This is a genomic window from Stenotrophomonas sp. T8, from assembly GCF_051853085.1.
In the GTDB taxonomy this organism is placed as follows: domain Bacteria; phylum Pseudomonadota; class Gammaproteobacteria; order Xanthomonadales; family Xanthomonadaceae; genus Stenotrophomonas; species Stenotrophomonas sepilia.
Genome location: NZ_CP195329.1, coordinates 1,550,268 through 1,564,357, shown reverse-complemented (window position 1 = coordinate 1,564,357; position 14,090 = coordinate 1,550,268). Strand labels below are relative to the sequence as shown.

The following is a 14,090-nucleotide window of genomic DNA, read 5'->3' as shown; positions in this document are numbered from 1 at the left end:
CGCTCAGGGGTGGGCCACGGGAATGCCAAGCAATCCGTTCAGCGCAGCCAGGATCGGCTCGGCACCGGAGATGTACTGGCGGTCCTGATGCGCGCCACTGGCCAGCTCGCTGCGCACGCCCTGCGGCAGCACCAGCTTGGGCAACGACTGGTCCTGCTCGCCGATCTCGGCGATCACCTCGCGGCGTGGCCGCGCGAAACCAATGCGACGTACGTCCAGCTGCGCGTCGAGGCCGTCGATGCTCGACAGCGCCCCTTCCAGCAGCAGGCTGTGCCGGCAGAAGAAGCGCTGGCCAGGAATCTGGCCATCCTCGAACTCGCGGTCGAGCAGGAACAGGATGGGTTTGCTTGCTGCGTCCAACGCCACGGGAGTGTCCTCATCAGGGCCGGCAATGCGATGCCGCTTCGATTTCGATGCTAGGGATGCCGGTGCTTGCGGTGGCGGTGCCAGGCGACAATCGGCGGTCAGATCCGGCCACGCAGATGCGCCTTGGCCATATGCAAAGCGCCGCCGGTTATGGCATCAGGCGATGCGTCGCAGTGGCGCCGCTACCGCCAGCGCCTGCGTAGCCAGATGCCCGGCCGCACGCTCGGTCGCCAGCGCGATGCGGGCCTGCAACGCTGCACTGTTGAGGTGCTCGCCATCAAAGTCGGCCGGCGTGGCATACACCCCGATCGGCAGCGTGTGCGCCTGCAGGAAGCTGAACAACGGCCGCAACTGGTGGTCGATCACCAGTGCATGGCGCTCGCTGCCCCCGGTCGCCGCCAGCAGCACCGGTGTATCCACCAGCGCCTCCAGCTCGATGAAGTCGACCAGGTGCTTGAACAGCCCCGGATACGACCCCCGATACACCGGCGCGGCCACCACCAGCAGCTCGGCCGCCTCGATCGTCTGCAACGCCTGCTCCACCGCAGGCTCCGCCTCATCGCGAGACAACGACTGCCCCAGCGAGCGCGCGATCGGCGCCAGCTCCACCACCTCCACGCTGGCGTGTACCCGCTGCTGCAACGACGCCAACAGGTGCTGCACCAGCAGCAACGTGCGCGACGTCGCCGAGCTGGTCGGTGACCCCACCACTGCAACCACCTTCAATGCAGAAGACATGAACTGCTCCTCGATGATGCCGAACCCCGTCCGGCCGCCTTTCGCGTTCTGTAGAGCCGAGCCATGCTCGGCTGCTGTTGCCTTTGTAGAGCCGAGCCATGCTCGGCTGCTGTTGCCTTTGTAGAGCCGAGCCATGCTCGGCTGCTCCACCTCAGAACCGGTAATTGATCCGCCCGTACCAGAACGTCCCGATCCGGCTCAGCACATCGCCCGAATCCCACGTCGTCTCGATGCTGGCCACATCGGTAGCACTGCGCGCGTACTCCGGCACCTTGCGCGTGCGCTTGTCGAACACGTTGTTGACGCCCAGCGCCGCGCTCCAGCCCGCACCCAGCTCCACCGCACCTGAAAGGTTGGTCACCAGCACCGGCGGCTGCCTGTATTCCACGCCGTTGTTCAGGCGCTTGATCGGGCCGTAGTAGGTGAAGTCGACATTCGAGCGCCAGCGCCCGTTCTGCCAGCCCAAGCCCGCCACCTGGGTGTAGCTGGGCGTGCGGAAGCGCAGTGCGTACTCGCTGGATTTGGTCAGCAGGTTGATGTTGGGCAGCCCCTGCAGCGCCGCCGGAATATCACTGACCTTCCGGATCGTGGTGCGGCCGACGTTGGCCGCATAGCTCCAGCGCAGCTTGCCCCACGCCGTTTCCTGGTTCGCTTCCAGGGTCAGCTCCACACCGCGTGTGCGGGTATCGCCCACATTGGTGAAGTAGCTGGCGTAGAACGCATCACCCGGCAGGATGCTGATGCCGGCTGAACCCAGCAGCGCATCGATGGTGTTCTTCTGCGCCGCACTCAACACCGTACCGCTGTTGTCGGTGATACGCGCCGGGTCCTGCGCGTTGTAACCGATCTGGCTGGACTGGCCGAGCTGGCCGCGGATGTCGATCTGGTAGGCATCCACGGCCAGGTGGAACGCCGGGCTCGGGTCCCAGGTCACGCCCAGGCTGTAGTTGGTGGCCTTTTCCGGCTTCAGCGGTGTGGCACCCAACGCAATCGCCGCCGGCGAAGACACCTGTGCCACCAGCGTGGTACCGCACGGGCAGCTGCCGGTGGCCTGGTAGAACTGCGCGCCCAGGCTGGGCGCATGGAAGCCATTGCTGACCGTCGCGCGTACACCCAACGCGTCGGTGAAGTCGAAGCGCGTGGTCAGTCTGCCCGTGGACACGCTGCCGAAGTCGGAATGATCTTCCCAGCGTGCAGCGGCATCCAGGTACCAGCGCGCGGTGATGTTGCTGGCCGCGCCCACATAGACCGCCTTGCTGTTGCGCGTCGCCTTCACTGCATCGGCGGTGGAGTAGCCCACGAACGCGGCGGCACCGAAGCCGATGTAGGACTCCCACTGCCCGGCGCCGCGTTCGTACTGTTCGTGCTGGTACTCGGCGCCGGCGCTCACTTCCAGCGGCGAAGCGAATGCCGCCACCTCGAAGCCACGGCGCAGGTCCAGGTTGGCGATGCCCTGCTGGTAGTCCAGCTTGCCATCATAGAAGTCAGTGGGCGAACCGGGGTACGGCAGCGAGTAGTTCACCGAATTGCGGGTATAGGTGCGTACCGTGCTGCGGTTGCCGGTCAGGCTGGCGTCGTAGTCCCAACCCGCGATCTGGCCTTTCACACCTGCGGTGCCGGTGTACTGCTTCTCCTTGGTTTCCAGCACTGGCAGGAAGCCATCGGGAAACACGCTCAGCACACCCGGCGCCTTGTAGGTGGTGAAGATGGTCGCCGGCAGGCGGAAATTCTGGATCGCCTGCGCGGTGCGATCACTGGCGGTGGCATTGGCGTAGAACTGCGCGCTCTCGCCCAAGCCATGGCCCACGTTCACCGCAAACGCCTTCAGCGCATACGATGGCGAACTGAGGATGGTGTTGGCCTCGGCATTGCGGTTGGCCTCGGCCGGGTTCGGCGATGCGCCGGCCGGCAACCGGTTGTTCGGTCGCAGCGCTACCCGATTGCCGTTGGCATCTACCGCCGGATAGCTCAGGTAGCCATCGATATAGCGGCGGGTACGGATCGCGTGGTGCTGCCGCGTGGTTTCGCCCGACAGGTTGACGAAGCCATCGGCGCCCCACGGCAGGCCCACGTTGGCACGCACGCTGGTGCGCGCGCCATCGCCATCAATGCTCTGCCCGCTTTCCACGGAAAGCTCGCCACCGTGTGCCTGCGATTTCAGGATCACGTTGACCACGCCGGTGATCGCGTCCGAACCATAGATGGCCGACGCGCCATCGCGCAGCACTTCCACATGGTCGATCGCCGAGACTGGAATCAACGCCAGGTCAGCCCAGGCATGGCCGGGGAAACCGCCGCCGTTGGCACCGCTCACATAGGCACTGGCATTGCGGCGCTTGCCGTTCACCAGCACCAGCGTGTAACCCGGCGAGAGATTGCGCAGCTGGTAGCCACGGATCAGGCTCTCCTGGTCGCTCTGGTAGCCACCGATCTGGCTCAGCGACGGCAGGCTGCGCTGCAACGCTTCCAGCAGGTTGGCCTGGCCGGTCGCAGCAAGGTCCTCTGCGGAAATCACATCGATCGGGGTGGAACTGTTCTTCACCGTGCGCGTGCTGGTGCGCGACCCGGTAACGACCACCGCATCCAGCGTGGACGCTGCCACGTTGGCCGTCGCGGCGGTGGCAGCAGGATCCGCATCGGCGTCAGCCGCATGGCCAGGCGTTGCAGCCAGAACGCTGGCGATCAGGACGGCGAGAGTGTTCAGCACAGGGGCATGGGCGGCAGGCATGGGGACTCGTGGGAGTGGGCCGGAAACACGCTTCCATTCAAGGGCCTGTTCACCTGGTGCGACAGGCGGGATCGCGTCACCCAGCCGTAACATCCGGCCACCCACATGACCGCTGGTAATGACGTTAGGCGGCATTGCCGGTGCACTGCTGTCTGTAGAGCCGAGCCCACGCTCGGCTGCTCTACGCGACGGCGTCAGATGCATCCCCCCTGCCGGTATTGAGCCGAGCGTGGGCTCGGCTCTACAAGAGGGGAGCGACCGCTCCATATGCCTGCCCGGCATCACCTCATGCCCTCGCACCACGCAGCGCCACGCATCTGCATCCGTAGCATCAAGCCATGCCCAGCCCACCCGCCGATCCCACCGCACCGCTCGTCGCCATCGTTGCCTGCCACGGCCAGGGGCTGTTCGAATTCGGCTGCGCGGTAGGCCTGTTCGCGCCTGTGCGGCCGGAACTCGGCGTGGCCTGGTACCGCACCCAGCTGTGCGCGGGTGAACCCGGTGCACTGCGCATGCTCGGCAATGCACAGGTGCAGCTGCCCTACGATCTCAGCACTGTTGATGACGCCGACATCATCGTCATTCCCGGATGGCGCGAACCCAGCGAACGCCCGCCGCAGGCACTGCTCGATGCACTCGTCCGCGCCCACGTCCGTGGCGCACGCATCGCCTCGATCTGCTCTGGCGCCTTCGTGCTGGCCTGGGCTGGGCTGCTCGATGGCCGCCAGGCCACCACCCACTGGCGCCTCACCGAAGCGCTGGCGCGCGACTTCCCACGCATCGATGTGCGCGAAGACGTGCTGTACGTCGACACCGGCAACGTCATCACCTCGGCCGGCTCGGCCACCGGCATGGACATGATGCTGCACATGGTGCGCAAGGATTACGGCGCGCGCGTGGCCAACCTGGTGGCCGAGCGGCTGGTACTGGCGCCATGGCGTGATGCCGGGCGCAGCCAGCGCGTCAGCCGCGCCATTCCCCATGGCGAGCCCTCGCGTCTGGCAAAACTGATGGAATGGATGCGCCGCAACCTGCGCGAGCCGCACTCGCTGGGCAGTCTTGCCGAGCAGGCCGCGCTCAGCCAGCGCACCCTGCAGCGGCAGTTCCTGGAAGCCACCGGCCTGTCACCCATCGACTGGCTGATCCGCGAGCGCGTGGCATTCGCCCGCGAGCTGCTGGAAACCACCGACCGGCCGCTGCAGTGGATTGCCGAGCAGGCCGGCTTTGGTTCGCAGGAGTCGTTCCGCCGGCACTTCCGCGGCCAGGTGGACGCCAGTCCTACCCAATACCGCAGCCAGCATCGCGGCGGAATTGGCGCGGATCGGTTGGTGGGCTGCTGATCCAACGCATCACTCCCCGGTGATGCGTGAGGAAAGGCTCACGGCAGGCTATGGCGACCCACGTATAGTGACGGGCGTCACAAGAAGCCCCTTCCATGCTCCACGCATTTGCCTACTCCAGCCACATGTCGGCTGGGCTTTCCGATGAAATGCTCCGGCAGATCGTCTCCCGCTCTGCCACGTTCAACCGTCGCGTGGACGTTACCGGAGCGCTGCTCGTCGACGGGCAGCGGTTTTTCCAGTACGTCGAAGGTCCGCCCGACGGCCTGGAGGCGGTCAAGCACCGCATCCATGACAGTCGCTCGCATGCTGCCGTCGTGCCGGTACTGGACATGGCCATCAGCGCGCGTGCTGTTCCCTATTGGGCCATGACCCGCATCGACACCGGGCAGGTCGTGGTGTCCGGCCTGGTCAATGCGCGATGGGACGAATTTGGCCATGCCGTTCCGGGCATGGATCAGCTCGTCGGCCTGCTGCGTCCGCACTTTCCGCGCATCGGCCCGCTCAGTGCGCACCATGCGTCCGTCGGATCCAGCTGAACCGCCGCCCTGCGCGCGTAGTCCCACGCGGCCGCGTACTCCCTGCACACGTCATCATTCAAGCCGCGTTACCCATCGTTCCTGCCAGATCCACAGCATGCCTGTACCCGCTCAACCTTCAACGGAAACACGTCCCTCGCCCGCCGAGTTGTTCGAGGTTGTCGTCCTGCGTGCAGGCACCGCCCTGTTCGCGATCGACGTACAGCTGGCCGTGGAAATACGCGGCCCCGAGACCTTCGGCCCTGCGGACCAGCATGGCAGGCGGAGCCTGGAGGTACGGGGGCAGCCGTTGCCGGTGGCCGACCTGCGCAGGCTCAGCGGGCAACCGGCATTCGATGGCGGCAGCCCAGCCATGCTGTTGATCACCGCCGGCACCGCAACCCTGGCGCTGGCGGTAGATGAAGTGCTGGAAATCGAAACACCGGACGCAACGCCAGACGTATCCGCGCCTGCCGAGGGTCGGGTGTTCAATTTCTGCAGCGAGAACGTTCGGGTGGATGCCACACGTTCGGCTGCGCTGATCGAACCGCAGTCGCTGCTGGCCGCGCTCGCGGTGCGGGACTAAGGCGCCTCTGCTCAAGGGCGCCTGCGAACCGGTTCAAACCGCATGCGCCAGCACTGCGCGGCAAAGCCGATCACAAACACCACCGCCAATCCCAGCAACGTGTGCAGCACCACCGGCGCCATCGGCGCCGCAGCAATCGGATGCGCTGCCGGCAACCGTGTCAGCGTTTCATTCACGCCTGGCACCAGCGACAGCAGGAAGCTGAAGGACAGCGCAAACGTCGACACGTAGGGTGCGGCGCCACCCAGCCAGCGCAGCCGGCCGGCCAGCACGCCGCCGAAGGCGATCAGCAGCACGATCACTCCGAATGCGTGGCCCGGGTTGATCCCGCCCGTACTGGAGACGGTGAACGACGTTGCCACCGACAGCACAAGCCCGAGCAGGTACAGCTTGCCGGAGCGTGTCGCGGGGTCGATCGCGCGATGGCGAATGAAGGCATACAGGCCGGCGAACACCGGTACAAGGCTGACGGCCGTGTGGATCACGCCCAGCGTGGACAGAGAGTGCGACATGGAACATCTCCAAGGATTGATTGAACCTACTAGTAGGTAGACTTCTGAACCAAAGAAAAGGCCTACGTTGCCGCAGGCCCACCACACATCTATCAGGCAGCCGCGCTCACCCGCGCGATGGCCAGCCGTGCCAGCGCAGCAAACGTCGCCGCATCGCCGAAACCGCGCGCGGCCAGCATCGCGCCATGCACCGATGACATGAACGCCTTGGCCTCATCGGCCACCGGACCCTGCAGGCGCAGTTGACCCAGCGCCGCGCCCTTTTCCAACGTGAGCGCCAACCAGCCACTCAAATCCTCGAAATGCCCGCGTACTTCTTCGGCAATCTCCGCAGGGATCATCGGCGCCTCTGCCGCCAGCATCGCGCAGATGCAGAACGAAGACGTGCCACCGGCAATACAGCTCGACCAGTAGTCAACATAGGCGTTGAGCTCCTGCAGCGGGTCGTCCAGCTGCCGGTCCAGCAGCGCCAGGCCTTCGCGCGCCTCGGCCCGGTACAGCTCAACCACCGTGCGCACCAGGTCCACCTTGCTGGGGAAATGGTGATGGATGCTGGCCTTGCTGATGTTCACCCGCGCCGACACGTCGGCGTAGCTGAAACCGTTGTAGCCACCGGCCTCCAGCAGCGAACGGGCGTGGGCCAGGATCTCCTGGGCTTTGGGCGAGAGCGACTCTTTCATGCAGCCAACCTACTAGTAGGTTGAAGCGCTGTCAACTCCCCGCAGCCGGGTGGGCAGCATCTGGTAGTGCCGGCCGCTGACCGGCCACTGCACGCACCCAACTCCACCGGGATGCCGGCCAGCGGCCGGCACTACCACATCCGGGCGTTCGTGGCCGGTTTTGACATGCAGGTATTTACCTGCATATAGTCCACTCAAGGGCGGCGCCTGCCGGCCCATGCGAGGAACCTGCAATGGTGGATATCGCACACCGGGTCGGCATCAAGGTCCCCGCAAGCCAGGTGTATCAAGCACTGGCCACCCCACCAGGCGTCCCTGGCCGGCCCTGCCGAATGGATCGGCACCCACGTGCGCTTCGCGCTGAAGCAGGAAGGCGACTACTGCATCGTCCTGTTCACCCACGAAGGCTGGAAGGAACGCGTCGAGTTCACCTCCCACTGCAGCACCAAGTGGGCGGTCTTCCTGCTGAGCCTCAAGGCCCTGCTGGAAACCGGCAAGGGTCAGCCCAATCCACACGACATCAGGATCGACAACTGGAACTGAAGACGCCCCGCATGAATGCAGACAAGGTGTTCAAGGCACTGGCCGACCCCACGCGTAGAACGCTGCTGGACCTGCTTTGCGAAGACAACGGCCAGACCCTGGGCCAGCTCTGCGAACACCTGGACATGGCCCGGCAATCGGTCACCCAGCACCTTGGCCTGCTGGAAGACGCCAACCTGATCAGCACGGTGCGCCGTGGCCGCGAGAAGCTGCACTTCATCAACCCGGTGCCGCTGCATGAAGTCTACGAGCGCTGGGTACGCAAGTTCGAGCAGCAGCGCCTGAGCCTGCTGCATGACCTGAAACGCGAACTGGAAGGAGAATGACGATGTCCGCAGAGACCACCCGCTTCATCCACGTGATCTACATCGCGTCCACGCCACAGAAGGTGTTCGAGGCCATCACCCGCCCCGAGATCGCCAGTCGCTACTGGGGCCACGAGAACGTCTCGGACTGGAAACCCGGCTCGCGCTGGCAGCACGTGCGCGCCGACGAAACGCGCTCGGTCGAGCTGGTCGGCGAAGTGGTGGAAAGCACCCCGCCCTCGCGGCTGGTCATCACCTGGGCCGCCGCCTCGCAGGCCGACGACCCGGACGCCTACAGCCGTGTGACCTTCGAGATCGTGCCCTACCAGGACATGGTGCGGCTTACCGTCACCCACGACGAATTGGAACCCGGCAGCGGCATGGATACCGGCATCCGCCAGGGCTGGCCGATCGTGCTGTCGAGCCTGAAGTCGCTGCTGGAGACCGGCAAGGGATTGGATGTGTTTGCGAAGCCGAGCTGAGTCGTGCCGCTATCGGCGGCGGAGCGCCATCCGCCGCCTGCGCCACCATCCGCTCAATCGCTCACTGTGCGCGCGCGCCCGTATTGTCCGTGCACATCCTGCTTGATCCAATCCGCCAGCAGGCGCAGATAGCCGTCGGTGATCCGCGTCGACACGCGGTTGCCCTCGGCATCGGTACGGAACTCGACCATGCCATGGTCGGTGTCGGGGAACAGGTAGGTCTCGATCGGCCGCCCTGACGCGCGCAGGCGCCCCAGGATGGTGCGCGTGGCCGCAATCGGTGCGGCCCGGTCCTGTTCGGCCAGCACCCATAGCAACGGCACCTTCAGGCGGCGCAGCGCAGCCTCGGCGTCGTAGTCCCAGATCAGCTCCAGGTTGTCGAAGCGCGCGCGACCGATCCGGCGCAGGTCAGCGTCGCTCATGCGCAGCATGTCACCGCTGTATTCACCACTGATCGTCTTTGCCCACGGCGCGTCACCGATCTTCGCACGCACCCTGGCCAGCGCCTCGAAACCTTCACTGAAATGCGTGCGCATCAGCTGCGCGGTGGCCTCTGACAGCTGCCCGACCTGCTTCATGGCCGCCGGATCCAGTTGCAGGCGGTGCGCCTCGTCGAACAACTGCTCGCGGTCCTCCTCGATGGGCGAGACCACCAGCCCGAAACCGATCGCCACGAAATCCGCCTGCGAACGCGTGGCCGCCAGCGGCGCGATCCAACCGCCCTGGCTGCCACCGAAGTACCCGGCACGGCCGAAGCGACCTTTTGCCAGTTCCCGCGCCTTAGCAAGCGCCGCCGCTGCGTCGTCAGCGAGCAGCTCGAAGTTCTGCGTGTACTCGCCTTCCGAATCGCCGGTGCCACGCTTCTGGTAGGCGAACACCGAGATTCCCTGCGCCACCAGCATGCGTTGGTAGATCGCCGCCACCGCCATCGTGCGTTCCGAGCCATGCACCAGCACCACCAGCGGCCGATTGGGATCGGCCGGACCGGCGGGTTCGATCAACTGCCCGACCAGCTTGGTTCCGGCACTGGTGAAAGTTGCATCGGTATCGCGGGTGGGCAGTCGTTGCCAGCGCTGCGTGGCCCCCGCAGGCGAGCTGACGCTGACCACATCGCCGCTGCAGCTCACCGGCGCGTTGGCATCGCCGGTGGCGCCACGTCGCCCGTCCAGCATCAGATAACGCTGCCCCGTGGCCGGTGCCGCGGCGGGTGCGCCCAGCACCACGATGTTGCCCTGCCCGTCACCGTAGGCACTGACCGTGCACAGCTCGGCGGCTGCAACCGGCAGGCCCGAACACACCAGCACCGCGCTCAACAACGAACGACTCTTCCACCCTGCCATGCCCGTCCCCATTACAGTAAACCCGCGTCGCGCAGGCGCCGGGCGCAGCCTAGCGCGTTCGTTCGCCAGATTCATGCTGCACCCGCTCGCCGTCGCCTTCTGCCATAGCCATACTGGAAGGACGATACGGACTTCAGAACGCCATGCACCCACACTTGGAACACATCGGCACCACCCGCATCCTGCGCGTGGAGCCGCAGGGCCCGATGCTCGATGCCGGCGCCCTACGCAACCTGGTCGGCGATGCCCTCGGGCACCAGGCCGAGTGGATCGCCGTGCCGGTGCAACGCCTTTCGGCGGACTTCTTCGAGCTGCGCTCCGGCATGGCCGGGCAATGGCTGCAGATGCTGGTGAACTACCGCCTGCACTTCGCCGTACTGGGCGACGTCAGCGCCTACCGCGCACAAAGCCCGTCGCTGGATGCATGGATCACCGAGTGCAACCGCGGCCGCGACGGCTGCTTTGTCGCCGATTGGGATGCCCTGCTGGCGCGTCTTCCCGTGTCGGCCAGCTAGCGCGCCGTCCAGCCCCCATCCACCGGCAGCGCCGTGCCGGTGATCTGGGCAGCGGCATCCGAGGCCAGGAACACCACCATCCCGCCCAGTTGCTCGGGCGTCACGAACTGCAGCGAAGGCTGCTTCTCGGCCAACAGCGCGCGAGCGGCGGACTCCTGATCCGTGCCTTCCTTCTCCGCCAACGCGGTGATCTGCTGCTCGACCAGCGCCGTTCGCACCCAGCCTGGGCAGATCGCGTTTGCGGTGATGCCGGTGCCCGCATTCTCCAGCGCGGTCACCTTGGTGAAGCCCACCACGCCATGCTTGGCCGCCACATAGGCCGACTTGTTCACCGAGCCGACCAGCCCGTGCACCGACGCGATGTTGATGATGCGGCCGGCGCCCTGCTGCTTCATGTGCGGCAGCGCCGCCGCCGTTGCATGGAACACCGCCGACAGGTTCAGCGCAAGGATCGCATCCCACTTGTCGACCGGGAATTCCTCGATCGACGCGGTGTGCTGGATGCCCGCATTGTTCACCAGGATGTCGATGCGGCCCATCGTCGCCACGGCGCGGTCGATCATCCCGCGCACCGCCTCGCCCCGGGAAAGGTCCGCGCCATCGTGCACCACCCGCACGCCGAACTCAGCTTCCAGGCGGGTACGGATGCGTTCGATCTCCGCCGCATCGCCGAAGCCATTCAGCACGATATCGGCACCTTGCCGCGCCAGCGCCGTGGCGATGCCAAGACCGATACCGCTGGTGGAGCCGGTGACCACCGCAACCTTTCCACTGAACATGGGTGAGCTTCCATTGGGCGTAGGTGGCCAGTGTAGCTTCACCGGCGCGCCCCTTTAAGCGACGCTACCTTGGTCAATCAACGGTTAGAACGCGTTGGGTACCCGCGGAGGGAAGTGTCCAGCGTTCATTCAAAACGGTACACCTCAGAGGGGGCGCAGTCGTGGCCTGCTAGCGATACTGTCCGACTCCCACATAGGGCAATGCATCCATGCTTTGCCCGGCGGATCGAAATCGAACAGGTCCGAAAATAGCTTCTGCAGCCGTTCTACTCCCCCCACCGCCAACCGGGGGGGGCGCCTTTCATCCAGCAGATGAGGACGAGGACCAACACTACGGCCCACGTGTAGAGCTGAAACGCGATGGGCTCGCGAAATGGAGAGAACAGAAACGGACCCGCCAGCAGCAGGCCGAATGCGACTGCGTACACCAGCCAGCCCTGCCACGCGCACGGCATCCCCCAACCCCATCCGTACTTTTTCCTGGTAAACCAGTACTTCCTGCTGATCATTGCAATCTTCCTCGATGGCCGCCGGTCTCACGTACCTGATCCATGCATGCTTTGAGCTGTTCGTGAAGACGTCGGTCCAGAATCAAGTCAGTATCCCCTCTGGCTTTGACGAGAACAGAGCTACGCTCCGTGCGCAGCACGAAGACGTTGCGACCGCTGTGCATGCGGAACTTGCCAAGCTCAACGCCACCGGTGCTCGTTCCAAGTTGCCGGTGAGGCAGCGTGATCCTTGAAGCATCGGAAGCGTCCTGCCACGAGACACTGGAAAGCGGGAGCTGCAGTCGGACAAACGCTGCTGACCCAATCAGCTGGCCATCTGTAACGGCGATGTACGCTGTCCGCGCTTGATATACGAGGCCAAAGGCAACTACGACAACAACGGCCAGCGCCGAGCCGAGCGCAATATTCCTGGCTGGCACCCCGCCAGAGCGGGATGCAAACCATATTGTGATCAGAACCACGGCTGCTGCCACGCATATGCCGAGAGGAAGCGCATAGGCGTGAATCAGGGATACGTCCAGCGTGGATCGGCACATCATCAGGAACTACTCCGCAGAGATTGACCGCATGCCATAAACGTAAATCGTCTCGACAATTGCCTCAAATGCGTCTTCGTCACGGGTGACAAGGCCCACGCTTCGCATCGCACGCAGAAACGAGCGGACCTCGTTCCATGTTACGGGCTTTGCGTGTTCATCGCAGATCATACTTGCACTGCCACGCATGAGAATGCTTCGGCATCAGATACCGCGCAACAAACGCCCATCTCTCATCGATCACATCGGTCGAACATGGGCTGCGCGCTGTGATGCCATTTCAGTGACACTGTTCATACCGAACTTCAAACACGCTCTAGAAGAGAACGCTCGCTCGATCAACGGTCGCGAGCGGGTTGGCCTTTCGCACCGCCTCCAGAAAGAGCAGGAAGTCGCGGTTGAACAGCGACAGGTTGTTGGTGAACGTCACGCACTTTCTACCCGATGCTCTGCTGAAGCACACCTGCCAGACATAGCGCCCGTAGATCCTGTCGGACGTTCGCGTGACTGAGGTGATCTGCGAAAGCGGAACCGCCGTAGGCACCGGCCCACGCTGCAGGTAAAAGGACGCCGCATCGAAGAAGTAGTGCTCGCGATCCTCTTTGCCATCCACCATCACCAAGGTCATGGACCTGCCGGAAATCCGGCGCGGAGCATGCAAACGCAGCCCCGAGTTCACGGACGAGCGAGCACTTGCTGCCATTCGCCGAAGGGTGAACCAGAGGATCACCAACGGAAGCGCCGCGAGCACAATGAAACCCACGGTCTTCAAAACAGTTTCCAGCGTGCTGGACACACAGATCTCCAGGATGAACTTTCAAGCGATGCCCAAGTAGATCCACGCCATGCGTGGATGCTCTTCCTCAGCGCCCCATCACTTCCAATGATCCGGCCCCAGGAACGGCAGGCTCAACACAAACACCGGAACCGCCACAGGAATCAGCGCCGCCCCAAGCACCTTGCCCGCCGCCGAACCCACACCCGGCTTGTCCTCCCGCTCCGGCAGGATCCGCTGCGCCCGCGCATTGATCGGCTGTGCCAGCTTTCCCTTCTCCGCCAGCGCCGCAGCATCCGGCAACTTCACCCGCTCGCCGTCGCCCTCGAACAGCGCGCTGTAATAGCTGCCGCCCTTCCTTGAAAGATTGCAGGCCCGGTCAAACGCCAGCGCATAGCGGGTCCGGTCCATCGGCAGGTAGTAGCGCGCCCGCTCCTCCACGGCCTTGGCTTCACGCGGGGGGACCTCAATCCGCTCCAGCTTGAACTGCGCGGCCTGCTCCGCCGTCACCTGCTCCGGCCGCAGCAGCAGCGCATAGCTGCCGTGCACCTTGGCCTTGTTGGCCGGGTCGCGCCAGTCCTCATGGAAGTACATCTGGGCGCAGGCCACCGCCTCGCGCAGCGGGCTGTCCATCAGCGCGCGGTACTCACGGAACGGCGCGGCATTGAAACGCATCGGCTCGTCATAGCGCGGCAGCAGGTACAGCTGGCCGTCGTCGGCCACGAACGCACTGGTGATCTCGCGGCTTGAGGCGTGCTCCTCCGGGCCACTGGCACAGCCGGACAGCAAGCCAAGGCACAGGGCGGAGAGGATGAAGAAGGACGTTCGCATGTCGTGT

16 protein-coding genes and 1 pseudogene are annotated in these 14,090 nt (G+C 64.9%); 7 read left to right on the top strand and 10 right to left on the bottom strand.

The window, feature by feature from the left end; all coding sequences use genetic code 11:
* Positions 1-3: 3 nt before the first annotated feature.
* The 3 genes from ACSDHM_RS07465 to ACSDHM_RS07455 form a co-directional block, all read right to left on the bottom strand.
* The gene (locus tag ACSDHM_RS07465) at positions 4-366 is read right to left on the bottom strand and encodes a DUF3088 family protein (protein WP_065197036.1); all 363 of its coding nucleotides are present in this window, start codon (positions 364-366) and stop codon (positions 4-6) included.
* 156 nt (positions 367-522) lie between these two features.
* The gene (msuE, locus tag ACSDHM_RS07460) at positions 523-1,104 is read right to left on the bottom strand and encodes an FMN reductase (RefSeq protein ID WP_439426827.1); all 582 of its coding nucleotides are present in this window, start codon (positions 1,102-1,104) and stop codon (positions 523-525) included.
* 151 nt (positions 1,105-1,255) lie between these two features.
* Complete coding sequence (locus tag ACSDHM_RS07455) at positions 1,256-3,832, bottom strand: TonB-dependent receptor plug domain-containing protein (RefSeq protein ID WP_439426826.1); 2,577 nt, start codon at positions 3,830-3,832, stop codon at positions 1,256-1,258.
* 338 nt (positions 3,833-4,170) lie between these two features.
* On the opposite strand from ACSDHM_RS07455, the gene ftrA reads away from it, so the two are divergent.
* From ftrA to ACSDHM_RS07440, 3 genes are all read left to right on the top strand, one after another.
* Positions 4,171-5,172: a transcriptional regulator FtrA gene (ftrA, locus tag ACSDHM_RS07450; protein WP_439426825.1), complete on the top strand. Its 1,002-nt coding sequence runs from the start codon at positions 4,171-4,173 to the stop codon at positions 5,170-5,172.
* 95 nt (positions 5,173-5,267) lie between these two features.
* Positions 5,268-5,711, top strand: coding sequence for a BLUF domain-containing protein (locus tag ACSDHM_RS07445; protein WP_088497288.1), 444 nt, complete (start codon positions 5,268-5,270; stop codon positions 5,709-5,711).
* A gap of 148 nt (positions 5,712-5,859) precedes the next feature.
* A complete protein-coding gene (locus ACSDHM_RS07440) occupies positions 5,860-6,276 on the top strand; it encodes a chemotaxis protein CheW (protein ID WP_439426824.1) in 417 nt (138 codons plus the stop codon).
* An 11-nt stretch (positions 6,277-6,287) separates the two neighbouring features.
* Here the strand turns inward: ACSDHM_RS07440 and ACSDHM_RS07435 are convergent, their stop codons facing one another.
* A complete protein-coding gene (locus ACSDHM_RS07435) occupies positions 6,288-6,788 on the bottom strand; it encodes a hypothetical protein (protein WP_289852633.1) in 501 nt (166 codons plus the stop codon).
* Positions 6,789-6,880: 92 nt separating this feature from the next.
* Positions 6,881-7,468, bottom strand: a complete 588-nt coding sequence (locus ACSDHM_RS07430) for a TetR/AcrR family transcriptional regulator (RefSeq protein WP_061477881.1) — start codon at positions 7,466-7,468, stop codon at positions 6,881-6,883.
* 233 nt (positions 7,469-7,701) lie between these two features.
* Here ACSDHM_RS07430 and ACSDHM_RS07425 point away from each other — a divergent pair.
* The 3 genes and pseudogenes from ACSDHM_RS07425 to ACSDHM_RS07415 all read left to right on the top strand — a co-directional run bounded on the left by ACSDHM_RS07425 (position 7,702) and on the right by ACSDHM_RS07415 (position 8,798).
* Positions 7,702-8,011: pseudogene (locus tag ACSDHM_RS07425) on the top strand (SRPBCC family protein).
* An 11-nt stretch (positions 8,012-8,022) separates the two neighbouring features.
* A complete protein-coding gene (locus tag ACSDHM_RS07420) occupies positions 8,023-8,337 on the top strand; it encodes an ArsR/SmtB family transcription factor (protein WP_005416268.1) in 315 nt (104 codons plus the stop codon).
* 2 nt (positions 8,338-8,339) lie between these two features.
* Entirely contained in the window at positions 8,340-8,798 is a 459-nt protein-coding gene (locus tag ACSDHM_RS07415) for an SRPBCC family protein (protein ID WP_088497286.1), read from the top strand.
* A 53-nt stretch (positions 8,799-8,851) separates the two neighbouring features.
* Here the strand turns inward: ACSDHM_RS07415 and ACSDHM_RS07410 are convergent, their stop codons facing one another.
* Positions 8,852-10,138 carry an alpha/beta hydrolase family protein gene (locus ACSDHM_RS07410; protein WP_072168957.1) on the bottom strand — a complete coding sequence of 429 codons (1,287 nt, stop codon included), beginning with the start codon at positions 10,136-10,138 and terminating at the stop codon, positions 8,852-8,854.
* A gap of 143 nt (positions 10,139-10,281) precedes the next feature.
* Here ACSDHM_RS07410 and ACSDHM_RS07405 point away from each other — a divergent pair, with 143 nt between their 5' ends.
* Positions 10,282-10,653, top strand: coding sequence for a DUF4180 domain-containing protein (locus ACSDHM_RS07405; protein ID WP_072168958.1), 372 nt, complete (start codon positions 10,282-10,284; stop codon positions 10,651-10,653).
* Here the strand turns inward: ACSDHM_RS07405 and ACSDHM_RS07400 are convergent.
* The 4 genes from ACSDHM_RS07400 to ACSDHM_RS07385 form a co-directional block, all read right to left on the bottom strand.
* Positions 10,650-11,432, bottom strand: a complete 783-nt coding sequence (locus ACSDHM_RS07400) for a 3-hydroxybutyrate dehydrogenase (protein ID WP_072168959.1) — start codon at positions 11,430-11,432, stop codon at positions 10,650-10,652. The genes ACSDHM_RS07405 and ACSDHM_RS07400 overlap by 4 nt on opposite strands.
* Before the next feature lie 505 nt (positions 11,433-11,937).
* Positions 11,938-12,480, bottom strand: a complete 543-nt coding sequence (locus ACSDHM_RS07395) for a hypothetical protein (protein WP_172412144.1) — start codon at positions 12,478-12,480, stop codon at positions 11,938-11,940.
* Positions 12,481-12,793: 313 nt separating this feature from the next.
* On the bottom strand, positions 12,794-13,273 hold the full coding sequence (locus ACSDHM_RS07390) for a hypothetical protein (protein ID WP_227837161.1): 480 nt from the start codon (positions 13,271-13,273) through the stop codon (positions 12,794-12,796).
* A gap of 78 nt (positions 13,274-13,351) precedes the next feature.
* Positions 13,352-14,083, bottom strand: a complete 732-nt coding sequence (locus ACSDHM_RS07385; RefSeq protein WP_049430479.1) for a hypothetical protein — start codon at positions 14,081-14,083, stop codon at positions 13,352-13,354.
* Positions 14,084-14,090 lie beyond the last annotated feature (7 nt).